The following is a 24667-nucleotide window of genomic DNA, read 5'->3' as shown; positions in this document are numbered from 1 at the left end:
GATATGAGATATGCTTTTATATTTCCAGGGCAGGGATCACAAGCTACTGGAATGGGAAAAGAAATTTATGAAAATTTTACCCAACCTAGAGAGATATTGAACGAAGCAAGCAAACAGTGCAATATAGATTTTAAAGATTTGCTTTTTGAAAAAAATGAAAAACTATCAATTTCTGAATTTACACAACCTGCTATTGTTTTAAATTCATTTATGTGTTTTTTAGCCCTAGAAGAAAACCTTAGTGTAAAGCCTAGCTTTACTTTAGGGCACTCTTTAGGTGAGTTTAGTGCACTTGGAGTAAGCGGTGCTTTTGATTTGATAGATACTGTTTGTTTAGTCAATAAAAGAGGTAAATTCATGCAAGAAGCCTGCATAGATAAAAATGCATCTATGATGGTTATTTTAGGTCTTGCTGATGATAAAGTAGAAGAGATATGCTCTACTGCTAGAGAATATAAAAATGCAGAGGTTTGGCCTGCAAACTATAATAGTGATGGCCAAATTGTTTTAGCTGGCAATAGGGATGATTTAGAGAATTTAGAAAATACTTTTAAAGAAGAAGGCGCTAAAAGAGTAATGCTACTAAATATGAGTGTGGCAAGCCATTGTCCTATGCTTGAGAGCGCTAGCAGACTTTTATCTAATGAATTAGAGCCTCTTTTAAAAGATAGTTTTAATCCGGTTATTTCTAATGTAATAGCTCAGTCTTATAATACAAAGCAAGAAGCAATGCAGCTTTTAAGGTCACAATTAGTAAAGCCTGTATTGTATAAGCAAAGTATTCAAAATATTGATGATGAAGTTGATTGTTATATAGAGTTTGGTTCTAGTATTTTAAAAGGCATAAATAGAAAAATAACTAAAAAACCTACATATTCTATAACGGATTTAAAAAGCCTTGATGAATTTATGGAATTTGCAAAGGATAATAATTGAAAATAGCAGTACTAGGAGCTATGCCAGAAGAAATTAAGCCTCTTTTAGAAAAATTACAAACTAAAAAGATAAAGTATGCTAATAATACATTTTATCTAACAAATTATAAAAATCATGAAATTATAATTGCCTATTCAAAAATAGGAAAAGTAAACTCATCTCTTAGTGCAACTATCATGATAGAAAAATTTAAGGCTGAAATTTTACTTTTTACAGGAGTTGCTGGGGCTTTAGATGAAAACTTAAAGATTGGTGATATGTTTTATGCAAAATCTTTAGTTCAACACGATGTTGACCTAACAGCTTTTGGGCACCCTTTTGGATATATTTCAGAAAGTGAACATTTTTATTTTGCAGATAAAAATTTAATTAAAATAGCAGAAAACACTGCAAAAAAATTAGATATAAAACTGCATTCTGGAATCATTGCAAGTGGAGATCAATTTATCAGTGATGAAGATAAGAAAAATTGGATAAAAAAAGAGTTTAATGCCGATGTCGTAGAGATGGAAGGTGCTAGCGTTGCTTGTGTTTGCTCATCTTTGAATATTCCCTTTTTCATACTTAGGGCTATTAGCGATGAGGCTGGAAAAAAAGCTGAGTTTGATTTTGAAAAGTTTGTTATAGAAAGTGCAGAAAAAAGTGCAATTTTTGTTCTAAAAATGATAGAAAATATATGATAAATTTGAGTAAAAAACTAATGCGCATTGTTGGGCAAACTAATGCCAAGTATTCAATGTTTGAAGAGGGTGATAAAATTTTACTTGGGCTAAGTGGTGGAAAAGATAGTCTAGTTTTAGCCCATTTGTTAAATCATTTTCAAAAAGTTAGCCCAAACAATTGGACATTTAAAGCAGTTACTTTGGGATATGGTGTAGGAGAAGATTTTAGCTTTTTAATAAATCATTGCAAAGAGCATAATATTCCTCACGACATAATAAATAGCAATATTTTTGAAATTTCTAAAGAAAAAATGCGTAAAAATACCTCTATATGTAGTTTTTGCTCTCGAATGAGAAGAGGGTATTTGTATACATATGCTTTAGAAAATGGATTTAATAAATTAGCATTAGGGCACCATTTTGATGATGCTGCTGAGAGTTTTTTTATGAATTTTACCCACAATGGATCACTAAGAACACTTCCTCCAAAATATACAGCGGAAAATGGATTAAAAGTTATTAGGCCACTTATACTAGTTAGAGAAAGACAGTTAATAGATTGTGCAAAAAATAATGAACTCACAGTTAGTACTGATGAAGATTTTTGTCCAGCAACTAAGGGTGTGGATATTAAAATGCCTACAGCAAGAGCACAAACAAAAAAACTATTACACTCTTTAGAAGAGCAAAATCCAAAACTTTTTATAAGTTTAAAATCATCTTTTGAAAATATCCATAAAGATACATTTTTTAATATAGAGTAGAAAATATCTCTTATTTTTAAGTAATTAGTAAAATTTTCATAAAAAGCAATCAATATATTTTATTAAAATCCTTCAAGGACAATTTGATAAAGCCTATAGACATCATCATCAGATAGATTAAAGGTTTTCTCACTCTCAAAAAACTCATCTATTTTTAATGTATTAAAGCCTTTTTTGTTGATACAATTCTCATGTGCTGGTAAAAAAGCTCTTGCAAGTGCAATATTTTTAGAATCTATCTCTTCATCACAAAGAAAGCAAAATTTCTCCTTGTGCAGTCTTCCCTCTTTTTTTAATATTTTAATGTAAGCTTCTAGAAACAACCTTTTTGCATTTTGCTTATCTAATTTTTTAGCACACTCATCAAGAACGTCAAAATAGAGACTATCCACATCTTCCACATCTTTTAAGTGAGTATAAAAAAGCCTTAGAAATTCTTGCCAAAGAAATAGTTTATTTCTATCAAGAAGCCATTTAAATCCAAGGTGCATTGTATTTATAATTCTAGGCATAAAATTTGGCGACTCTTCTAGTTCAAAATCTATTTTATATCCATGTGTAATTTTAGAGTGCCTAGCCCCATAAAATCTATATCCTCTAATTATATTTTGCTTTGTAAGTATATATACAATACAATCCTCATCTCTTACTTTTTGTACTCTAATTATAAACCCTTGCATAGTGCTATTATATAGGATTAAAAATAAAAGAAGCCATAATTTCTTAAAACATAAGAAAAAATAAGATAATTTTAGTTATAATGTATAAAATTTGCAATAGTGAGGTTGATAAAATGAATTTTGCTGATATATTTTCAACAAGAAGAAGAAAACAAGCAGACCCAAGCGAAGCACCTGCTCATTGGATAAAGTGCACCAATTGCAACTCTTTGATGTATTATAAGGAAGTTGAAGCTAGTCTTAATGTATGTCCAAAATGTTCATATCACATTAGACTTACTACACAAGAGAGAATAAATATACTAGCTGACGAAGATACTTTTGTTGAACATGATACTAATCTACAGCCAGTTGACCCTCTTAAATTTGTTGATAAAAAATCCTATAGAAAACGTATTAAAGAAAATGAAGCTAAAACGGGAAGATATAGTTCAGTTATTAGTGGAGAGATTAAAATAAATGGCATAAATGCTCAATTAGTTGTTTTTGATTTTAATTTTATGGGTGGATCTTTAGGTTCTGTTGAAGGAGAAAAAATCGTTAGGGCTGTAAATAGATCTATTAAGAAAAATGAGGCTCTTATAATAGTTAGTGCAAGTGGCGGAGCTAGGATGCAAGAAAGTACATACTCTTTAATGCAAATGAGCAAAACTGCAGCAGCTATTAAAAAGCTATCTGAACATAAAATTCCATTCATATCTGTTTTAACGGATCCTACAATGGGTGGAGTAAGTGCTTCTTTTGCATGGCTAGGTGATATCATAATAGCTGAGCCAGGTGCCCTAATAGGCTTTGCTGGACAAAGGGTTATAAAACAAACTATAGGTACAGATTTACCAGAAGGATTTCAAAAATCTGAGTTTTTATTAGAGCACGGACTTATTGATGCAATAGTTCCAAGAGGCGAACATAAAAAATACATTAGTGATATGATAAGACTATTGAAGCCTTGTGAAGAAAGTAATGCTATAGAAGAAAGCGAGAACATAGAAGATACTGCCGAAGATTTTAAGGATGATGAAAGTCAAAATTTGCAAAATATAGATGAAGAATCGGCAGATAAAGAATAGAGTTTAAAACCTTAGGAAAGATGTTGGAAATATTGGTAAACAGCATACAGAAAAATAGTGATGATTTTAATGAAAAGATAGATAAGTATATTAAAATGTCAAAGAAATATGCTAAAATCAATGATAATGTTATTTTCAATGATATGATAGCTAAAGCACAATCTAAAACACAAAAAGATGCATTAATTGCTTATGATAAGGTTTATCTTCCTAAGCTTGAAGGATATAATGTAGCTTTAGATGAAAAAGGTAAAATTTTAGATAGCTACGAATTTGCTAAGCTATTTTCAGGGAAAAATAAAATTTCTTTTTTTATAGGTGGTGCTTTTGGTCTTAGTGATGATTTTAAAAAATCAACCGATGCGGTTATTAGCTTAACCAAGCTGACTCTTTCGCATAAAATAGCAAAATTGATACTTTTTGAGCAGATATTTAGGGCTCTTTGTATTAATGCTAACCACCCATATCATAAATAAAAGGGAGAAAATGAAAAAAAGTGAATTGGAACTTTTGAAAAAACTTTTAGAGGATCGCAGAGAACAAATCATTAAAAATATTACGGATTCTACTAAAGATATTGAAGAGTTAAGGCAAAGTGGAGCAGTAGATGAATTTGATATGGCAAGTATTAATACAGATTCAAATTTAGAGTACTCTCTTAGCGCAAAACAAAGAAAAGAGCTTACAGATATTGACCTTTCTTTAATTAAAATAAAAAATGGCACATATGGAATTTGTGAAATGTGCGATGAGAGCATAAGTGTTGCAAGATTAAAAGCTAAGCCAAGTGCAAAGCTATGTATGACTTGTAAAGAAATTTCAGAAAAAAATATTAGCTAAAAGGATATAGAATGAAGCTAAAACAGTTTATAATTTATTCGTTAATTTATATAGGCTTAGTTGGTGTATTAGTTTTTGTTCAAAATGGAACAAGCTATACAACTTCTATTTTAAATATGGAACTAACTCTTCCAGTAGCTTTATGGTTTATTATACCTCTAATTTTATTTGCTATTTTTTCAGTGTTGCATATACTGCTTAATGAATTGTCAATATTTATGGAGAGAAAAGCAGTAAGAGATGATGCTGGGATATATAAAGAGTATGCAAAAGAGATTCTTTTAGGAACAGAAACCGATAAGAGTTTTAAAACAGACACTTTTAAAATTTCAAATGAAGTTACTAAATTTCTTTCTCCCTGGCATGATAATCCTGTTGATATTGAAGATAAAGAGATAGTAGAAATTATAGATATGTTAAAAAAAATAAACAATAAAGAAGTGGTTGATCTTAAAAAGTATAAACTAGATAATTCAAACCCTATATTTATTAAAAACGAATTTAATAAATTAGAAAGTGATAACTCTTATGCTCTTGAAATTTTAAAAAATAAAAAAGAGCTAGATGATGATCTTAGTAAAAAAGCATATGAGATTCTTTTAAATAGTGGAACATATGAAGATATCAAAAAGTTAGATATAGAAATTTCACAAGATGATGCAAAACTAATAGTAAATAGATACATTAATAAAGATAATTTTATTCTTTCTAGTGATGATCTTTACTCTTTAATCGAAGAGATAGAAATAAGCAAGAAAGAATATGTGAAGCTAGCTATGGACTTAAACAAAAAGATAGAACCAGATATATTGGTTGCCATGTTTAATAGGTTAAAAAATTATGATGAAAAAGCAATGGATGCTTATTTGTATTTACTATATGAGTTTGGAATGATTGATGAATTAAAAGAGATTATAACCTATAAAGACGAAGGAGAGTATGAAAAATTTGAAATTCTTCTTTTCTTAAGAGAGGCTGGAAAACAAATACCTGCATCATATTTTTTTAGATGATAGATTTTTCAAAAAAACCTCTTTTCTTAGCCCCTTTGGCTGGTTACTCAGACATAGCTTTAAGGGGTGTTGTAAAACGCTTTGGTTGTGATGTTACAACTAGTGAAATGATAAGTGCTAATGCATTAGCTTACAATAATGACAAAACCCTGCATATGCTTAAAAAGCACGACTTAGAAAAGCCATATATTGTTCAAATTGCCGGCAGCGACAAAGAAAATGTAAAAAAAGCAGTAGAAATTTTAAATAAATTTGATTTCATTGATGGCATAGATTTAAATTGTGGCTGTCCTGTTCCAAAAGCAGTTAAACAAAATATTGGATCATCTCTTTTAAAAGATATTGATCTACTAACTAAGATTGTTGATACTATTAAAAAATATTCTAATAAAAAATATACAAGTGTTAAAATTAGGCTTGGTTTTGATGAGAAAATCCCTGAAATTCTTGCAAAAAATATAGAAAATTGCGGAGTTGATTACATAGCAATACATGGCAGAACTAGAAACGGGGGCTATAAAAGCAAAGTTGATTATGAAGCCATACTTAGGGCAAAAAATGCTGTAAATATACCTGTTATTGCAAATGGAGATATATCTTCAAAAAATGCAACAGATGTTTTAGAACAAACAAGAGCTGATGGACTAATGATTGGGCGAGCTAGCATAGGAAATCCTTGGATTTTTTATGAGATTAAAACAGGTAAAAGCATAGATAAAGACACTAGAAGATATATTATTCTTTGTCATTTTGATGAGATAATGAGCCATTATGGTGATAAGGGTGTTGCTATATTTAGAAAACATCTACATGAATACTCAAAATCTATGAGTGATGCTAGTGTTTTTAGGAATGAAATCAATCATACTAATAGTGCTAGTTTAATGATAAAATCAATAGAGGATTTTTTTTAAAAGAGTAGTGAAATAACCTAGCATTTATAAATGCTAGGTTATTAAGTTAATTAAAAAGTTGCACCTATAGTAAATTCAAAGCTATTTGTGCTATCATATGGCTCTTTATTTAAAGGTTTAACCCAGAATAATTGCAATGGTCCCATAGGTGTTCTCCACTCTATACCAGCACCAGCACTATATCTCTCATGTTCATCCCAGTCGCTATCACCTACTATTCCATAGTCAAAAAAGGTTACAAATCTCATATTAATTCTATCTATAAGTGGAAAACTTAATTCCAAAGAGTTATTAAAGCTTTTTTTACCACCAGTTTCTATGTATTTACAACCTTTGCCATCTAGGCAAATTTGATTTCTAGGGATACTTCTACCATCATACCCTCTTATACTTCTCATTCCGCCTAAGAACTGTTTTTTGTTCACAGGAAGAGTTTTATCATTTGATATATAGCCTACATTAGCTTTATATCTAAAAATTAAGTCATAATCAACATAGTCTCTTAGGCTAAAGAACCATTTGAAATCACCTAATGTTTTTATATAGTCCATATCTCCGCCAAGACCTGTATATTCAACACTTAAACCTGCAATTATTCCACTTCTTGGAATGTAATAATCATCTGTATTATTAAATCTAATTGCTGGAATTAAAGAGCTTTTTATGTTCTCTCCATTTTGATAGCCTGCTGCTGCGTAAAACTCATCAAGCCCTGAAATTCTAGATTTTTCTAACTCATAGGTTAAATATATATTTGTATATCTTCCTATTTGTCTACCTAGTGTTGCATTAAATCCATATGCTTTTTCCTTATAATCATCCCATTCCCAGTCTCTAGCATATATACTACCGCTAAGACTATAAATTGAATCATATAATCTAGGATTTGTAAAACCTATACTTCCACTTAGTTTATCATCGCTTTTTTCAATACTAACGCTACCTCTAATACCACTACCAAAAAGGTTTCTATCAGAAACAGAAGCACTAAGCAGTAGTCCATCGCCACTACCATATCCAATACCACCTGTAATGCTACCTGTTGGAGCTTCTTCTACAGCGATATTTAAATCAATCTCTTTATCACTTATTTTCGTCTCTGTAACTTCAACATTGTCAAAATATCCAGTTCTTCTAAGTGCATTTTGTGAATCTCTTAGGTCGGTTCTATTGTATTTTTCACCCTCTGTTAAATACATCTCTCTTCTTATAACTTTGTCAGATGTCTTTTCATTTCCAGAAATAGTAACATTTCTTACGAAAATTTCTTCATGCGGTACTACTATGTATTTGATTGCAACTTCAAGAGTTTCTTTGTTTTGTGATAATGCTGGGTTTATATCAACATAGGCATATCCCATATCGGCAATCATATTTTCTAGTTTTTCCATATCATTTCTAAGCCATTTTGAGCTAAATCTATCACCACTTCCTAGTTTAAATTTTTTAATTATATTTGTGGTATCTAAATTTAAAAAACCCGGAGCTTCAATGCTTACATCACTAACTTTATATTGGCTACCCTCTTCTACATAGTATGTTAGTTCTGCTGTATAGTTACTCATATATGTATTTAAAAATGGCGATGAAACATTTGCATCTAAGTAGCCTTTTTTATAGTATTCATCTTTTATTCTAGCAGGGTCATTTGGCAAATCTACTGTTTTTAGTTTTCCATTGTTAAATCCCCACATCCAACCTAATTTTTCTCTTTGTTTATTGGCAACAGCAGGTTCAATATGTTTGTATTTAAGCTTGTCTGCACCCACTAAGTTTACTTTTTTAATGGTTATAATTTCACCTCTATTTACTATTACAGTTAAATGCAAGGCATTTTTATTTTCATTTAAAGGGCTTTCTTCTATTTCAACTACTGTGTCAAAATATCCTTTTGCCTCATAATATTGTTTAACTCTATCTTTTGCATTTTTTAAAGATAGTTTATCAAAAGTTTGACCAGGTTTCAAATTTGTAATATTTTTTATAATTTCGAAATCATTAGATACAACACCTTGTAAATCAACTTTTGCAATGATTGGTTTTTCTTTAACATGGATTGTTACATGCCCATTTTTTTCTGCTATATATGCATCACTAAAATAACCTTGGTTAAATAAATTTGTTATAGCTCTATCAGTGCTAAGGCCGGTTAAATTATCGCCAATCTTAAGACCTGAAATGTTTTGAGCCACAGTGGGAGAAATTTGTTCCAATCCATCAAAATCAATAGATTTTATAGTTACTCCAAAGAGTAAATTTGAACTAAGAACTAAATAAGATATCGTTTTTTTCATCTTTTTACCTAAAATAAAATATAATCTCCATATAATATCATAAAAAATTTAAAATTTAGTAACTAAGGAAGAAAATGAAAATAGGAATTATAGGATTGGGTCTTATAGGTGGCTCTTTAGGGTTGTGTTTAAAAGATATGAAACTTGTTGATAGTGTTTTTGGATATGATATAGATAAAAATAATGAAAAAGAGGCTTTAAATTTAGGACTTGTGAATGATATTTTTAGTTTTGAAGAGTTGAAAACAAAATGTGATGTTATATTTTTAGCAATTCCTGTAGAGGCTATCATAGAAACTTTAAAAAAACTAAAAGATATTCCAAAAACAACTACAATTATAGACTTAGGAAGCACAAAAGAGAAGATACTAGAGAATTGCCCTAGTGAAATTAGGGCAAATTTGATAGCCTCTCATCCAATGGCAGGAACTGAAAACTCAGGACCAAAAGCGGCGTTTAAAGAGCTACTTTTAGGGCAAGTTGTTGTAATTTGTGAAGATGAGCAAACAAGTGGTTTTCATCTTAAAAGGGCAGTTGAGCTTTTTTCTTATGCTGGTATGAAGATAGTGTTTATGGATCCAAAAAGACACGATCACCATGCTGCTTTTATATCCCATTTGCCACACGTTGCAAGTTTTTCTTTGGTAAACAGTGTTCTTAAAGAAGAAAATAAAAAAAATATTATTAACATGGCAGGAGGAAGTTTTGCCGATGTTAGTCGTATTGCAAAATCTTCGCCTGAGATGTGGTCTGATATTTTTAAACAAAACAAAACAAATATCCTACACTCAATAAACTCTTTTAAAAAAGAGCTTGATATATGCACTAAAATGATAGAAAACGATGAGTGGGATAAACTTAGAGAGTGGATGGGAGATGCTAGAGTAATTAGGGAGTTTTTATAAGTTTACCATGAGTTTATCGCTGTGAGCTATAATCTGCTTTAAAAAATGTAAGGGTAAAAATGAGAAGATCTAAAAGGGGACAAAGAGGAGGTAGCTTAGGGCTTTTTGTAATTCTGATAATTTTAGCATCTATCTTGGTTGGAGGCTATTTCCTATATACATCTAATATGTTTGAAAGAAACATGCCCAAAATAAGCTTAAAAGATAAAATTTTTTGGAATTTAAAAACAGCTTTACCTTTTAAAGTTACAGATGATACAGGCATTAAATCTTTAAAAATAGTTTTAGATGATGGTGTGCAACAAGCTATTTTACTGGATCAGAAATTTGAGATAATTGAAAAGGAAAAAGAGCTTAGTATAGAATTTCCTAAAGGATTAATGTTAAATCAAAACAAAAATTATAAATTATATGTTGAGGTAAGTGATATAAGTAGATGGAATTTTTTTATGGGAAATAAGCTTGCATCTGAAATAGGGATAGTAGTTGATTCTAAAAAGCCAGAAGTTTATATACTAAATCAATCTTATAAAATTACTAAAGGCGGTTCTGCTACTGTAGTTTTTAAAGCTAGTGATGATATGTTAAAAGATGTATATATAGAAACAAACTATGGTAAAATTTATGAAGTTAAACCTTTTTATAAAGATGGCTATTATGCATCAATTGTAGCTTGGCCTGTCGATAAAGATGATTTTAGAGCTTATGTAGTAGCAATAGATATGGCAGGAAATGAGACAAAAACTAGAATTAGATATTATTTACAAGATAAAAAATATAAAGTATCAAATATAAAATTGAATAATGAATTTTTAGATGGAAAGATAACGGATCTTGTAAATATTTATGCACAAAATTCATCTGAAATTCATGGTGTAGATAAATTTAAATTTGTAAATGAGTCATTAAGAGCTGCTAATGAAAAAATAATTAATGAAAAAACAAATAGCATAATAGAAGATAGTATAGATGAATTTTTTCTAAAGCCTTTTTATCCTTTAAAAAATGCACAAGCAGTTGCTAGCTTTGGTGATCATAGATTTTACTCTATGGACGATAAACCAGTTAGTGAGTCTTGGCATTTAGGTCTTGATTTAGCTAGTATAGCTCAAGCTGATATTAGAGCTAGTAATGATGGTGTTGTTGTTTTGGCAAAAGATACTGGAATATATGGGCTTAGTATTGTGCTTTATCATGGCTTTGGACTATACACAATACATTCTCATTGCAGTAATGCTGTGGTTAGTGAAGGAGAGCAAGTAAAAGCAGGTGATATTATAGGAAATACTGGAAGCTCTGGACTTGCATTTGGAGATCATCTTCATTTTGGGATAATTGTTCAAGGGGTGGAGGTTAGACCTGAAGAGTGGATGGATAAAAATTGGATGAAAGATAATATTTACACTATACTTGATAACGCTAAAAAAATAATAGATAATAAAATTTAGACTATTTTTATTTACCATAAATAGGTATAATAGTGACAGAAATAAAGGGATAACATTGAAACAAAAAACAATAGCGAATAAAATAGAGGGCGTTGGAATAGGTCTTCACAAGGGAGAACCTATAAAAATAGTCCTTGAGCCTTTAGAGGCTGATTTAGGAATTGTATTTTATAGAAAAGATGTAGGCATTAGCATAAAAGCTAATCCTTCTAGTGTTATAAATACTCAGATGGCTACTGTTGTAGGAAATCAAAATGGGGTTTTTATATCAACTATAGAACATCTTTTAAGTGCAATAAATGGTTATGGAATTGATAATATTAGAATAGTTTTAGATGCAAACGAAATTCCTATAATGGATGGAAGTTCTATAAGTTTTTGTATGATGCTTGATGAGGCTAATATAAAAGAGCTAGATGCTAATAAAAAAGCTATGATTATTAAAAGAGAAGTTGAAGTAAAAGAGGGTAACAAATTTGTTAAAATGACACCTTCTAAAAATCCTAAATTTGACTATTCAATTAAATTTAATCATCCTATTATAGGCTATCAAAACTATGTTTTTGAATTTTCTAAAAATAACTATATTAATGAAATTTCAAGAGCTAGAACATTTGGCTTTTTAAAAGATGTTCAGATGCTTAGATCTAAAAATTTAGCACTCGGTGGAAGTTTGGAAAATGCTGTTGTTATAGATGATAATAGAATTTTAAATCCAGAAGGTCTCAGGTTTGAAGATGAGTTTGTAAGACATAAAATTTTAGATGCTATAGGAGATTTGGCTCTTATGGGAATGCCTGTTGTTGGAGATTATACAGCATTTGCAGGAAGTCATGATTTAAATCACAAATTAACTTTAGCCATACTAAGTGATTCTAAAAACTATGAAATTGTAACGCTTAACAGTGAACTAATAAAAGAGTATTCTCAGGTTTTTGCATAAGGAAGTCTTATTAAAAAAGTTCAAATTTTAGTACTTTCTCTTACAACTCCTGTACTTGTTGGAATTTATGAGGATAATAAGCTTATAGAAAAAAGCTCTTCTAATGATAAAAAAGCAAGTGAGTTTTTAATAGAAGCTCTTGAATACGCAGATAAAAAATACAACATTGAAGAGATTATATATACAAATGGACCAGGTAGTTTTATGGGAATTAAAGTTTCATATATAATATTAAAAACTTTTACTCTTGCAAAAAATTGTCATATATATGCAGTAAGTGGCTTCGATTTTAATGATAACAATCCAATTAAAGCCAATAAACATTTTAGTTTTGTTTTAGAAAACTCAAAAATAAAACTAAAAAAAATAGAACCTGTTGAATTAAAACTGCCTAATACTTTATTGAATTTAAATAAAAGTGATGATATACTTCCATCTTACAATATAGAGGCGGTTTAGATTTAATGAATATTATAGTTCCAGCAACTAGTGCAAATTTAGGACCAGGATTTGATGTTTTAGGTCTTAGCTTAAAGCTTTATAATAAAGTAGAAATAACTAGGCAAAAAATAACCTCCATATCCATTAAAGGAGAAGGGTGTAATAATATATATCTTAAAAAAAATAATACTTTTGTGAAAATATTTAATGAAATTTATTTAGAATTAACAGGAAAAACTGATAATTTTAAGTTCAATTTTTTAAATAATATTCCATTATCAAGAGGTCTTGGAAGTAGTTCTTCTGTGATAATTGGAGCTATAGCTTCTGCTTATGAGATGGCTGGATTTAAGGTAAAAAAAGAGACTATTTTAAACAAGGCATTGACTTATGAAAACCATCCAGATAATATTGCTCCAGCAGTATTTGGAGGCTTTACAGTTAGCATAATAGATGATTTTAAAGTATATACTCAAAAAGCACAATTAAGTGATAAGATACAAGCTATAGTTGTTATACCAAATAAACCTATGTCTACAAATAAATCAAGAGCAAAACTTCCTAAGCATTATACAGCAAAAGATAGTGTTTTAAATGTAGCATACTCTTCTTTTTTGACAAGCTGCTTTATTAAACAAGACTACGATAATTTAAAAATAACAGCAAAAGATAAATTCCACGAAGATATTAGAATGAAAAATTTACCTGAGTTATTTGATGTTAAAAAATTAGCTTATGAAAATGGCTCTTTAATGAGTACACTTTCTGGTAGTGGTTCATCTTTTTTAAATATAGCATATAAAGAAGATTCTATTAATTTACAAGAAAAATTACGTAGCAAATTTAAAGATTTTAGAGTTGAAATTATAGATTTTGACAATATAGGCTTTAAAATATTAACAAAAAGTTAAAAATATAAGAAAAAAAAGATATAATGGATGAATAAGAAAAATTACCCTGTTAGAACATGTATAATTTGTAAGGGGAAGTTTGAACAAAAAAAACTTTATAGATTTAAAATTAATAATTTCAATGCTATTAAAAACGATAGTGGAAGAAGTTTTTACCTATGTGATTTATGTATTAAAGAAAATGATAAAATTTTAAAAAAATCAATATCTAAATTTATAAAAAATATAAATTTAGAAAAACTAAAGGAGAGTGTCTTAGATGGCAGATGTTCGAATAAGTGAAATAGCAGCTGAGCTTGGTTATAGTAATAAAGAGATAATAGAAAAAGCTCATGAAATGGGTCTTGTAAAGATTAAAACAGGAAATAGTAGAGTTAGTGTGGAAGAGGCAACAAATATATATAATTATGTCAAAACTGGTAAACTGCCAGAAGCGCCACTGATAAAATCCAAAAAAGAACCCAAAAAAGCAGAGCAAACGCCTAAAAAATCTACTAAAGAGATAAATAAAAAAGAGAAAATTATAAAAGATAAACCTAAAGAAGATGTAAAAAAAGTAGATGTAAAAGTAGAAATTTCAAAAGATAATACTAATGAGGTCAAAAAAGAGTTGGCTATAAAAGAACCAAAAGTTAAAAAAGAAGATATTGCTACAAAAGTAGATAAACCTAAAGAAGATGTAAAAAAAGTAGATGTAAAAGTAGAAATTTCAAAAGATAATACTAATGAGGTCAAAAAAGTTAAAAAAGAATTAGTAATCAAAGAGCCAGAAGAGGAAAAAGAGGTTCAAAGTAAAGGTGAAAGCCTTGCTGCATCTACTCTTGCAAAAAGAAGAGGCATTGTAATTGTAAAAAAAAGAAAAAACAAGACAGAAGAAACTCCCACTACGCCATCTAAAAAAGAGAAAATTAAAAAATTGAATGTTGGGTTAGAATCTATTTTTTCTAACGCAGAATCAAATTTAAAAAAGAAGAAAAAAGAGCAAAAAAGAACTCCTATTACTAGAAAAGACGATGTTAAAAAAATAGAAATTTTAGATAATAGAGATTTGGGCGAAATTATTTTAGAAAATGAAGATGAGGTTGTATTGCCAGATCTTACATTAAGTGGAATCAAAGCAGAAGAAAAACAAAAACCACAACCAAAAAAACAGACTAATTATAAAGGTGGTTTTGTTCAAAATTTTATTAATAATGAAAAAGGCATCAGCAGAGGGTCTAGAAAAAAACGCAAAAAACCAGTAAAAAAAGAAGAAACTGAAATAATAGAATCTATTAATATACCAAAAGAAATTAGAGTTTATGAGTTTGCCGATAAGCTAAATAAACAGCCAAGTGAGATCATATCAAAACTATTCATGCTTGGAATGATGACTACTAAAAATGACTTTTTAGATGAAGATGCTATTGAAATTTTAGCCGATGAGTTTAATGTAGAGGTAAATATTGTAGATGAAGAGGCAAAATTTGACTATGTTAAAGCTTATGAGGAAAGTGAAGAATCTGATGAAAATCTAGTAGAAAGAGCCCCCGTGGTAACTATAATGGGGCATGTTGACCATGGAAAAACTTCACTGTTGGACTACATTAGAAGCTCAAGAGTTGCAAGCGGTGAAGCAGGTGGAATAACCCAGCATGTTGGTGCATATATGGTCGAAAGAAATGGTAGAAAAATTACATTTATAGATACTCCTGGACATGAAGCTTTTACATCTATGAGAGCAAGAGGGGCACAAATAACTGATGTTGTTATCATTGTAGTTGCTGCTGATGATGGTGTAAAACCGCAAACCAAAGAGGCTGTAGCTCATGCAAAAGCCGCAGGAGTTCCTTTTATAATTGCTATAAACAAAATGGATAAACCAACTGCAAACCCTGATTTAGTTAAAACAGGTCTTGCAGAACTTGAAGTTATGCCTGTTGAATGGGGCGGAGAGTATGAGTTTGTTCCTATCTCTGCTTTAAAAGGAACTGGAATTGATGATCTTTTAGATGTAGTTTTAATACAAGCTGATCTTTTAGAACTTAAAGCTAATCCAAAAAGAGAGGCAAAAGCAACTATCGTTGAGAGTTCTTTGCAAAAAGGAAGAGGCCCAGTTGCTACTGTAATAGTCGAAAATGGTACTTTAAAAGTTGGAGATACTGTTGTTGCAGGTGTTGCTTATGGTAAAGTGAGAGCTTTAACAAACGATGCGGGTAAGATATTAAAAGAGATAAGACCTGGAGAGTGCGGGGTTGTACTTGGACTTAGTGAAGTTCCAGAAGCTGGAGAGACCTTAATAAGCGTTGCAAGTGATAAAGAAGCAAGAGAGTATGCCAATAAAAAACAAGAGTATATAAGACAAAAAGAGCTTTCAAAATCAACTAAAGTTACAATTGATGAACTTAGTGCAAAAATAGCAGAAGGTGAACTTAAAACTCTTCCTGTTATAGTAAAAGCAGATGTTCAAGGTAGTTTAGAGGCAATTAAAGCTAGTTTAGAGAAATTAAGAAATGATGAGATTAAGGTTAATATTTTACATAGTGGAGTTGGAGGCATAACTCAAAATGATGTGGCACTAGCTAGTGCAAGTGAGAATTCAATTATACTTGGCTTTAATGTTAGACCAACTGGAGATGTTAAAGAGAAAGCCAAAGAGATTGGTGTTGAGATAAAAACTTATAATGTAATTTACAATATGCTTGATGATATTAAAACTATACTTGGCGGACTAATGAGTCCTATTATAAGTGAAGAGGAGATTGGTCAAGCTGAGGTAAGAGAGGTTATAAATGTTCCAAAAGTTGGACAAATTGCTGGTTGTATGGTAACTGATGGAAGTATTATAAGAGGTGCTAAGATAAGAGTTATTAGAGAAGGTGTTATTATATTTGAAGGAAATATTAGCTCACTTAAACGCTTTAAAGATGATGTTAAAGAGGTGTCAAAAGGCTATGAGTGTGGTGTTGGTATTGAAGGATATAATGATATGAAAGTTGGAGACTATATAGAAAGTTTCAAAGAGAACAAGGAACAAGCAACTTTATAATGAGTGAGATTAGAAGACTTAGAACCCAGAGTGTTTTAAAACAGTTAATTCCTGAGGCACTTTCAAATTTAAATGATATTATGCTTAAAGGGCTTTGTGTAACTGATGTAGAATGCAAAAGAGGAAGATATGATGCTTTTGTATATCTTGATAAGATGATGTTTGATGAAAAAGAGCAAAAAGAGGTTTTAGCAAAATTACAAAAGGTAAATGGCTATCTTCAAAGTTATTGCAAAGAGGCAGAGGGCTGGTTTAGAAGCCCTAAATTTCATTTTGAATTTGATGATAGATTAGAAAAACAAAATGAGATGGATATTTTGTTTGAAAAAATTAGTAAGGATTTAAATAAAAATGGTTAATTTAGAAGCACTAGTTGCCGAATGTGGTGTAAATTTATACGATACAGAGACAGTTAGTGAAAATGGAAGAACTATTTTTAGAGTTTATATAACTAAAAAAGGTGGCATTACTTTAGATGATTGTGAAAAAGTAAGTAGACTTTTATCTCCTATTTTTGATGTAGAACCGCCTGTTAGTGGAGACTATATTTTAGAAGTAAGTTCTCCTGGGCTTGAAAGAGTGCTTACAAAACCACACCATTTTGAACAAAGCATTGGAGAGTTTGTAAAAATAACAATAAATTCAAATGAAAAATTTGAAGGCAAAATCCTTAAATTTGAAGATGAAATTTTAACCATTGAAACAGAGGGTAAAAAATTAGATATCAAATTTAATGACATTAAAAAAGCCAAAACATATATAAAGTGGTAAATTCATTATCACTTTAAATAATCTATCTACACACTTATAAACCCAAAACTGAACCATTGCAAATAAAGCAAAAAGTAAATTTAACATTAACATTTAATTATATTTTAATAAACATTATGCAAAAATTACACAAATTTATTTAAAGGAGAAAAAATGTCTAAGCTTAGCAAACAAAGTGCTAGCAATATGCCACACTCATGTGCGGGGGGGGGGGGAGGCAGGCTTAAATATAGCTTAATTGCCCTTGCTATTTTAACAAGTAGTGCTTTTGGCGCTGTTGAAGGTAGTTATTTTGAAGGAAATGATGGAACTTTAGATAAACCTGCTATTTGGGATATGGATGGCAAAGTATCCAAACTCAGCAACCAAAATTATCAAAGCTATAAAGACAAGATAATTGGCAATAATCAAGAAAAATTTAATTTTTTCTATAAAAATGGAATTTATTTTGATATAGAAAATTCTACTTCAACTAAAAATATTAAAAACAAAACTTTCACAATTAAAAATTTAGAAGATACTGAAAACACAAAAGCTATCACACTAGGCATCGTGCAACAAAGTCCAAATGCTAATATTAATAATATAAATTTAAATATAGAAAATTCAAAACTTAATAAAGTTGATTTGGTCAATTACTCAGAAGGAGATATAGTAAATAACACAATCAACATTTCAGACTCCGAATTTAAAGATAATAGAATATTTGTGTTGTTAACTTCAAAAAAAGAAGCAGTAAAAGATAATACTGTAAATATCACAAACACTATAGCAGAGACTAGAGGTGTTTTAGCTGTAGGAACAAGCGGTGTTGAAGATGGATATACAGCAAAGCCATTTGAGGGAAATACACTTAATTTAAATAAAGTTAAATTTACTACAACAAAACCAAGCAATCCTGAAAATGATGATGAGTATGACATATCGCTGTTTTTTACTAATGATACATCTAACTCAAATAATATGACCATTAATGATTCAAAGCTAACTGCAGCTACAAGTATTGATCTTATAGGCACTGAACATGGCAATATTTCTAAAGCTAAGCTAGATATATCAAATTCTAACATAAAAGCAAATGAAGACATTTATGCTATTTCAACAAAAAAAAATGCCTTAAACAATAAAGTAAATATAAGTGGTTCTACTTTACAAAGTGATAAATTTCTTTCTATACTAACTCCAGAACTTAAAAAAGTTAGTGATGAAGGCAAAGAATTCTATGAACCAGTTGAAGGGGGAGACTATAAAGGTAATGTTATTGATATCTCAAATTCTAAAATTTTAAGTAATGTTAGTGTTGTTCTATTAGGAACATCTGGTTTATTGAGTAATAATACAATTAAACTAAAAGATAGCAATATTACTTCAAAAACTGGAGGTATTGTTTTGGCAGCTACGGTTGGTAATAATAAAAATAATATTTTAAATATAGATAGTTCTAATTTAGAAAGTAGTAAAAGTGAAATTAGTATAGGTTATTCTGATGAAGGAAATATCTCTAACTCAACTATAAATATCTCTAACTCTAAACTAAAATCTATCAATGGGTTAGAATTTTTAGTAGCTGATAACAAAATCTCTAGCAACAACAAACTTACTATATCAAATAGTTCATTGGAATTAGATCATGTAGATCACAATATCAAATTTTCTCATGGCAACAAAGGAGCTTTGGGTAATAAAATATCCATTGAAAATTCAAAGTTAAAAGCTTTTGGAATTTATGGTGGTTCTGCAGCTATTGGAGATTTAAAAGGTAATACTATACATATAAAGGACTCTGATATCCAAACTCAAACATTAACAGCTGTCGCTGTTGCAGGGGAGGATTTTATAGATAAAAATATAGTTATAGAAAACAACAAACTTATTTTAGAAGATAGTGGAAGTGGTAAATTTAAATATGTAAAACTTAATTCAGATAATGATTACTACAAAGGAGCAATAACTGCTGTTCACATTGATGCATGGGGGCAAAATATACCTGCTGAAAAATATAAAGTAAATATAGGAACTGGAAATAAAGTAGTTTTAAAGGGCAATGGCTTAAGTGTTAATAGTGAGCTACTTGGCTATCATAATCCTGAATACAGTGCTAAAAAAGTTGAAATAGTATCAAATAATACCAGTCTTGACATAATGGGTAAAAATATAAAAGCACAAAATGTTGCTAACTTTAAAAACTATAATTTCTATTTAGGTAAAGATGTAGTTAATAATGATAAGCTTTTAATACTAACAACAAAAGAAGATACAAATATTAGTGGTTCTAATATTAATATATTAGTTGAAAAAGGAAATGAACCAGACATCAAAAAAGATAATAAATTAACTTTAATATCAAAAAAGGACGGAAAACTTAAGGCAGATAAAATAACTACAAATACTGTATCAACAGATGATCCATTTGTTATAATAACTCAAAAATTTAATTCCCCAGTGGTAGAAGCTAATAGAAATTTAGTTATCACTGCAAATGGTAATCTTATAGCTGTTGCTCCAACTCCTGATCCAGATCAACCAAACCCAAATAATCCAAGTGTTCCAACACCTCCAAAACCAAACAATCCAAGCAAACCAGGCACAACACCAAATAAAAAAGTTAGCCCAGCTTCTTACTCAATCCTTTCAACCCCAACAGCAGGACTAGCTTTAAACTCTAAGCTAAGTAATACTTTGATGGATAGAGCATTTATTGATATAGAACAAAGGATAACAGATAATGAAGGCATAATACCTTTTGCATATTTAAATGGCTACAAACTAAACCAATCAGCAGGTGATGTTGATACAAAAGGCTTAACACTTACAGCAGGTATAGCAAAAGCTAAAGATAACTACCTAGTTGGAGCATTCTTTGAATATGGTTATGGTGATTATGATGGAAATATCAATAAAACTAAATCAGATGGTAAAGTAAATGCTTATGGTGGTGGTGTGTTAGCAAGAGTTTATATGGATAACAATATCTATATGGACGGATTTGCCAAAGCTGGTAGAATGAAAAACAAATATGATGCAAAAATGGATATAGTAGGATCAAAAGATGTATCATACAAATATAACTCAACATATTATGGCGTTGGTATAGGTGCAGGATACAAAACTACACTAAATAACAACATAGAGTTAAACAATAGACTAGGATATGTTTATGGATACATAGATGGTGGAAATGCTAAGGTTTTAGATGCAAACTATAAAATTAATAGCATAACTTCACACAGAGCAAAATTTGATTCAAGATTAGCTTATATAAATACTGCATTTAAACCATTTATTGATTTAAAACTAGAGTATGAATTTGCAGGAAAAGCTAAAGCTAATGTAAAAGATGGAATATCTTTAAAAAATAGTGGCTTTAGTGGTGGAGCAGGTGTAGGCTTTATCTACAACCCAACATCTTTAACAACTTTTGACTTTGGTGTTTATCAAATGCTAGGAGAAAGAAAAGAAACAGGGTTAAATTTAGGCGTAGAGTTTAAATTCTAATTATCTTACATAAATAAAATATTATAATCAAAGAGAGTTAAAGCTCTCTTTGATTTATGTTAAATTTGATATAATATTTTAAATCAAAACAAAGATTAGATATGAACGATGATTTTTATATGAATTTAGCTATAAATGAAGCTTGGAAGTATCAAATTTTAACATACCCAAACCCAGCTGTGGGTTGTGTAATTTTAGATAAAAATGGTAAAATTTTAAGCATTGAAGCACACAAACAAGCAGGGAAAGCACATGCTGAAGTAAATGCTGTAAAAAAAGCCTTGCAAGTCTTAAATCCAAATTTAATATTTCCAAAAGAAGATGATAAAATATATGAATTTATAATAAAACATCACAATAATTTGCTTAAAAACTCAAAAGCATATGTAACACTTGAGCCATGTTCTCATTATGGCAAAACGCCACCTTGTGCAAATTTATTAAAAGAAATAGGTATAAGTGAAGTTGTTATTGGCTACGAAGATAAAAGCGATTTGGCAAAAGGTGGAGCAAATTTACTAAAAGAGGCTAATATTAATGTTAAATTTGGAATTCTAAAAGATAGATGTTTTGAACTTTTGGAGCCATTTTTGATGTGGCAACGAGGAAATTTTAGCTTTTTAAAACTTGGAATGAGTATAAACGGGGTTGTTAGTGGTGGCATCATTACAAATTTAGACTCACGCAAAATGGTTCATAAATTAAGAGAAAAGATAGATTTACTTGTGATTGGAGGAAATACTGTAAGGGTTGATAGACCAACTTTAGATACAAGACTTATAAATAATGGCAAGAATCCAGATATTTTTATATACTCTAAAAAACAAAATTTTGATAAATCTATACCACTTTTTGGGGTTGAAAATAGAAAAGTTACTATAAGTAATGATATAAAGCTTATAAAAAATTATAAACTATGTATGTTTGAGGGTGGAGAAAATTTGTTAAATAACTTGCCAAATTTTGTTAGTCATATTTTGATATTTTCATCAACTTCTTTTATGAATAGAAAAGCTATAAATGCAGATGTTAAGATACAAAAACTTTTTAGTTTTGATATGAAAGATAATTTTTATATTTGGTATAAAATTAAGAGCTAGATATAATTCTATTTTACTTTTTGTAACAAAAACTTTTTTTATTTTAAAAATAAATTCTTTTTAAATATAAATGAAACTAATTTAGTTATACTTTAGTTAAATACATCTATAAAGGAGAGGTCTTGAGAGAGATTCCAAACACTTATGGGCTACCTCCATATACAAAAAGAGGTTTGAAGATTATAGTTATAGCTGCGATTATAGCATTAGTTACTTTTTTACTATTGCCGTATGAGCCAAATACTAAAAAAGGGTTAGCACTGCTTGTGTTTATTGGAATACTATGGCTTACAGAGGCTATCCATATCACCATTACAGCTCTATTAGTTCCTGTTCTTGGAATTTTGTTAGGCATACAAAAAGTAGGTAAAGATGGAGAGTTAGTAGCGGTTGGATTAAAGGAGGCCTTGGCTAATTTTGCATCACCAACTATATTTTTATTTTTTGGTGGGTTTGCACTAGCAACAGCTTTGCATATGCAAAAACTTGATAAGAAAATAGCTATGAAAATCATAGCACTTTCAGGCTCGAGTCTTACATATGCAGTGATTGCTATATGTTCTGTAACTGCACTTTTATCTATGTGGATTTCAAACACAGCAACAGCTGCTATGATGCTACCACTTGCAATTGGTATGACTACAAATTTAGACAGAGAAAAAGATAGAGGAACTTTTGTGTTTATACTTTTAGGTATTGCATACTCTGCAAGTATAGGAGGTCTTGGAACCATAGTAGGATCACCGCCAAACGCTATTGCTTCAGCTGCACTTGGATATAGTTTTTTTCAATGGATGAAGATAGGTTTACCGCTTATGTTGGTGCTTTTTCCGTTGATGTTTATAGTTTTATATATAGTGTTTAAACCTGATTTAAACAAAACTATAGATACAAGTAAAGATGAGGATATACCTTGGACAACTACAAGAATTCTAACCATGGTTTTGTTTATTGTAACAGCACTTTTGTGGATATTTTCAAAGCCTATTAGAACTAATTTTGGAATTCCATTAAGTGATGGTCTTATAGCTTTAGGAGCTGCTAGTTTGGTTGTTATTTTGGGGCTTGCTACTTGGAAAGAGGTTTCTCGTGGAACAGAGTGGGGAGTTTTGCTACTTTTTGGTGGAGGGCTATCTTTGAGTGCTATATTAAAAGTATCAGGTGCTTCACTTGCACTAGGCACTACAGTTGCTAATATATTTGGCTCAGCTCCTATTTTTGTCGTAATTATTGCTGTAACCATTTTTATGATAGTTTTAACTGAATTTACAAGCAATACAGCCTCAGCTGCACTTTTAGTTCCTGTATTTGCTTCTATAGCTGCTCAGATGGGCATTCCAAAAGAGGCTTTGGTTTTAGTTGTAGGGCTTTGTGCTAGTTGTGCATTCATGCTACCTGTGGCAACTCCTCCTAATGCTATTGTCTTTGGAACAGGTCTTATTAGACAAAAAGAGATGATTAGAGCTGGAATGGCTTTAAATATAGTTTGTGTAGCTGTAATTTCAGCATATGCATATCTATTTTTGGTGTAGTTTTTGGGGATTTCCCCAAAAACTACCTTATATTAGGCAGTAAATTTTGAAGAATCAAACTAGCAGTTTTTGCCGATAAAGAGTCTAAAAAATCCTCATATCTACTTTTTTCTTTCCATATAGGTTCAATCACGCCAGCGGTTTTTACTACCTGTTCTTTTGCTTTAAAATATGTTGATATATCATCAATTAAACCAAGATTTTTTGCTTCGCTTGCTAGAAAAACTCTCGCATTTGCCCACTGTTTTTTACTATTTATATCTAGTTTTCTAGCATTAGCAACCTCTGTTATAAAAAGATTGTAGCTTTGATTAACCAAATTTTGTATGCTCTCTCTTTCTTTTAAAGTCCACTCTCTAAACATAGTTCCAGCCTCTTTATACTCACCAGCTTTGGCAGTTTGAGTTGAAATTCCTATTTTTTTAGCAAGCTCTTCAATGTTACTTCCTTGCATAATAACGCCAATTGAGCCTATGAAACTACCTTTATTTGCATATATCTTTTTAGCCCAAATTCCACTTAAATAACTCCCGCTTGTCATACTACCACCAGCGTAAGCAATTACAGGTTTTGCTTGATTAAGCTCTTTAATAGCCATAGAAATTTCAAAACTTGGAGCAAGTCCACCACCAGGACTATCTATATATAACAAAACACCTTTGATATTTACATTGTTTTTGATATCGTAAATTTCTTTTAAAATTTTACTATCATCCATGATTGCACCAGTTAAATTTATCTGCACTAAGTTTGCCTCTTTTTGAATATTGTCACCTTTAAAAGCAAGGTAAAATGATAAAACTATAATGATCACAATAAAAACTTGAATGGTAAATTTAACCAAATCTCTTATAAATTTTAAAAAACTATTTAGTATTTTCATATTTTCATCCTTTAAATTATATATCTTAAAGTCAGAT

Annotated in this window: 23 protein-coding genes; 20 read left to right on the top strand and 3 right to left on the bottom strand. The window is 30.1% G+C overall.

Annotated elements, in window-relative coordinates:
* Window positions 1-3: 3 nt before the first annotated feature.
* The 3 genes from fabD to CBLAS_RS07655 are packed head-to-tail and all read left to right on the top strand — an operon-like array spanning window position 4 to window position 2362.
* Window positions 4-936 carry an ACP S-malonyltransferase gene (gene fabD, locus CBLAS_RS07665; protein WP_106872204.1) on the top strand — a complete coding sequence of 311 codons (933 nt, stop codon included), beginning with the start codon at window positions 4-6 and terminating at the stop codon, window positions 934-936.
* Entirely contained in the window at window positions 933-1616 is a 684-nt protein-coding gene (locus CBLAS_RS07660) for a 5'-methylthioadenosine/adenosylhomocysteine nucleosidase (RefSeq protein WP_106872202.1), read from the top strand. The genes fabD and CBLAS_RS07660 overlap by 4 nt, the downstream gene beginning before the upstream one ends.
* A complete protein-coding gene (locus CBLAS_RS07655) occupies window positions 1613-2362 on the top strand; it encodes a tRNA 2-thiocytidine biosynthesis TtcA family protein (protein ID WP_106872200.1) in 750 nt (249 codons plus the stop codon). The genes CBLAS_RS07660 and CBLAS_RS07655 overlap by 4 nt, the downstream gene beginning before the upstream one ends.
* 62 nt (window positions 2363-2424) lie before the next feature.
* Here the strand turns inward: CBLAS_RS07655 and recO are convergent, their stop codons facing one another.
* Window positions 2425-3042 carry a recombination protein RecO gene (recO, locus tag CBLAS_RS07650; RefSeq protein WP_106872198.1) on the bottom strand — a complete coding sequence of 206 codons (618 nt, stop codon included), beginning with the start codon at window positions 3040-3042 and terminating at the stop codon, window positions 2425-2427.
* Between the two features lie 113 nt (window positions 3043-3155).
* Between recO and accD the strand changes: the two genes are divergently transcribed.
* The 5 genes from accD to CBLAS_RS07625 are packed head-to-tail and all read left to right on the top strand — an operon-like array spanning window position 3156 to window position 6879.
* A complete protein-coding gene (gene accD, locus CBLAS_RS07645) occupies window positions 3156-4112 on the top strand; it encodes an acetyl-CoA carboxylase, carboxyltransferase subunit beta (RefSeq protein ID WP_106872196.1) in 957 nt (318 codons plus the stop codon).
* A gap of 23 nt (window positions 4113-4135) precedes the next feature.
* On the top strand, window positions 4136-4588 hold the full coding sequence (locus CBLAS_RS07640; RefSeq protein WP_106872194.1) for a 23S rRNA (pseudouridine(1915)-N(3))-methyltransferase RlmH: 453 nt from the start codon (window positions 4136-4138) through the stop codon (window positions 4586-4588).
* Window positions 4589-4598: 10 nt separating this feature from the next.
* Window positions 4599-4952, top strand: coding sequence for an RNA polymerase-binding protein DksA (gene dksA / locus CBLAS_RS07635; protein WP_106872192.1), 354 nt, complete (start codon window positions 4599-4601; stop codon window positions 4950-4952).
* Window positions 4953-4963: 11 nt separating this feature from the next.
* Window positions 4964-5965, top strand: a complete 1002-nt coding sequence (locus CBLAS_RS07630) for a hypothetical protein (RefSeq protein ID WP_106872189.1) — start codon at window positions 4964-4966, stop codon at window positions 5963-5965.
* Window positions 5962-6879 (top strand): tRNA dihydrouridine synthase, encoded by a 918-nt coding sequence (locus tag CBLAS_RS07625; RefSeq protein WP_106872187.1) that lies wholly within the window; start codon window positions 5962-5964, stop codon window positions 6877-6879. Before CBLAS_RS07630 ends, CBLAS_RS07625 begins: the two co-directional genes overlap by 4 nt.
* Window positions 6880-6929: 50 nt before the next feature.
* Here the strand turns inward: CBLAS_RS07625 and bamA are convergent, their stop codons facing one another.
* On the bottom strand, window positions 6930-9173 hold the full coding sequence (gene bamA / locus CBLAS_RS07620; protein ID WP_106872185.1) for an outer membrane protein assembly factor BamA: 2244 nt from the start codon (window positions 9171-9173) through the stop codon (window positions 6930-6932).
* A gap of 74 nt (window positions 9174-9247) precedes the next feature.
* Here bamA and CBLAS_RS07615 point away from each other — a divergent pair, with 74 nt between their 5' ends.
* The 12 genes from CBLAS_RS07615 to CBLAS_RS07560 all read left to right on the top strand — a co-directional run bounded on the left by CBLAS_RS07615 (window position 9248) and on the right by CBLAS_RS07560 (window position 23747).
* Window positions 9248-10078 carry a prephenate dehydrogenase gene (locus tag CBLAS_RS07615; RefSeq protein ID WP_106872183.1) on the top strand — a complete coding sequence of 277 codons (831 nt, stop codon included), beginning with the start codon at window positions 9248-9250 and terminating at the stop codon, window positions 10076-10078.
* A gap of 59 nt (window positions 10079-10137) precedes the next feature.
* Entirely contained in the window at window positions 10138-11526 is a 1389-nt protein-coding gene (gene pgp6 / locus CBLAS_RS07610; protein ID WP_106872181.1) for a peptidoglycan metallopeptidase Pgp6, read from the top strand.
* Window positions 11527-11581: 55 nt separating this feature from the next.
* Window positions 11582-12469, top strand: a complete 888-nt coding sequence (lpxC, locus tag CBLAS_RS07605) for a UDP-3-O-acyl-N-acetylglucosamine deacetylase (RefSeq protein ID WP_106872179.1) — start codon at window positions 11582-11584, stop codon at window positions 12467-12469.
* Between the two features lie 204 nt (window positions 12470-12673).
* Entirely contained in the window at window positions 12674-12928 is a 255-nt protein-coding gene (locus tag CBLAS_RS09610; protein ID WP_241517622.1) for a glycoprotease, read from the top strand.
* 5 nt (window positions 12929-12933) lie between these two features.
* Window positions 12934-13821 (top strand): homoserine kinase, encoded by an 888-nt coding sequence (gene thrB / locus CBLAS_RS07595; protein ID WP_106872174.1) that lies wholly within the window; start codon window positions 12934-12936, stop codon window positions 13819-13821.
* Between the two features lie 27 nt (window positions 13822-13848).
* Entirely contained in the window at window positions 13849-14103 is a 255-nt protein-coding gene (locus CBLAS_RS07590) for a YlxR family protein (protein WP_106872172.1), read from the top strand.
* Window positions 14081-16849: a translation initiation factor IF-2 gene (gene infB / locus CBLAS_RS07585; protein WP_106872170.1), complete on the top strand. Its 2769-nt coding sequence runs from the start codon at window positions 14081-14083 to the stop codon at window positions 16847-16849. The genes CBLAS_RS07590 and infB overlap by 23 nt, the downstream gene beginning before the upstream one ends.
* Window positions 16849-17208: a 30S ribosome-binding factor RbfA gene (rbfA, locus tag CBLAS_RS07580; protein ID WP_172658209.1), complete on the top strand. Its 360-nt coding sequence runs from the start codon at window positions 16849-16851 to the stop codon at window positions 17206-17208. Before infB ends, rbfA begins: the two co-directional genes overlap by 1 nt.
* Window positions 17201-17620: a ribosome maturation factor RimP gene (gene rimP / locus CBLAS_RS07575; RefSeq protein WP_106872166.1), complete on the top strand. Its 420-nt coding sequence runs from the start codon at window positions 17201-17203 to the stop codon at window positions 17618-17620. The genes rbfA and rimP overlap by 8 nt, the downstream gene beginning before the upstream one ends.
* 153 nt (window positions 17621-17773) lie before the next feature.
* Window positions 17774-21115 (top strand): autotransporter outer membrane beta-barrel domain-containing protein, encoded by a 3342-nt coding sequence (locus CBLAS_RS07570; protein ID WP_172658208.1) that lies wholly within the window; start codon window positions 17774-17776, stop codon window positions 21113-21115.
* Window positions 21116-21216: 101 nt separating this feature from the next.
* Window positions 21217-22215 carry a bifunctional diaminohydroxyphosphoribosylaminopyrimidine deaminase/5-amino-6-(5-phosphoribosylamino)uracil reductase RibD gene (gene ribD, locus CBLAS_RS07565; protein ID WP_106872162.1) on the top strand — a complete coding sequence of 333 codons (999 nt, stop codon included), beginning with the start codon at window positions 21217-21219 and terminating at the stop codon, window positions 22213-22215.
* A gap of 122 nt (window positions 22216-22337) precedes the next feature.
* Window positions 22338-23747, top strand: coding sequence for an SLC13 family permease (locus tag CBLAS_RS07560; RefSeq protein WP_106872160.1), 1410 nt, complete (start codon window positions 22338-22340; stop codon window positions 23745-23747).
* A 22-nt stretch (window positions 23748-23769) separates the two neighbouring features.
* Here CBLAS_RS07560 and sppA read toward each other — a convergent pair whose 3' ends face one another.
* Window positions 23770-24630 carry a signal peptide peptidase SppA gene (gene sppA, locus CBLAS_RS07555; protein WP_106872158.1) on the bottom strand — a complete coding sequence of 287 codons (861 nt, stop codon included), beginning with the start codon at window positions 24628-24630 and terminating at the stop codon, window positions 23770-23772.
* Window positions 24631-24667 lie beyond the last annotated feature (37 nt).

This window comes from Campylobacter blaseri, from assembly GCF_013201895.1.
GTDB classification, from domain to species: domain Bacteria; phylum Campylobacterota; class Campylobacteria; order Campylobacterales; family Campylobacteraceae; genus Campylobacter_B; species Campylobacter_B blaseri.
This window is presented reverse-complemented; position numbering and strand designations above follow the sequence as displayed.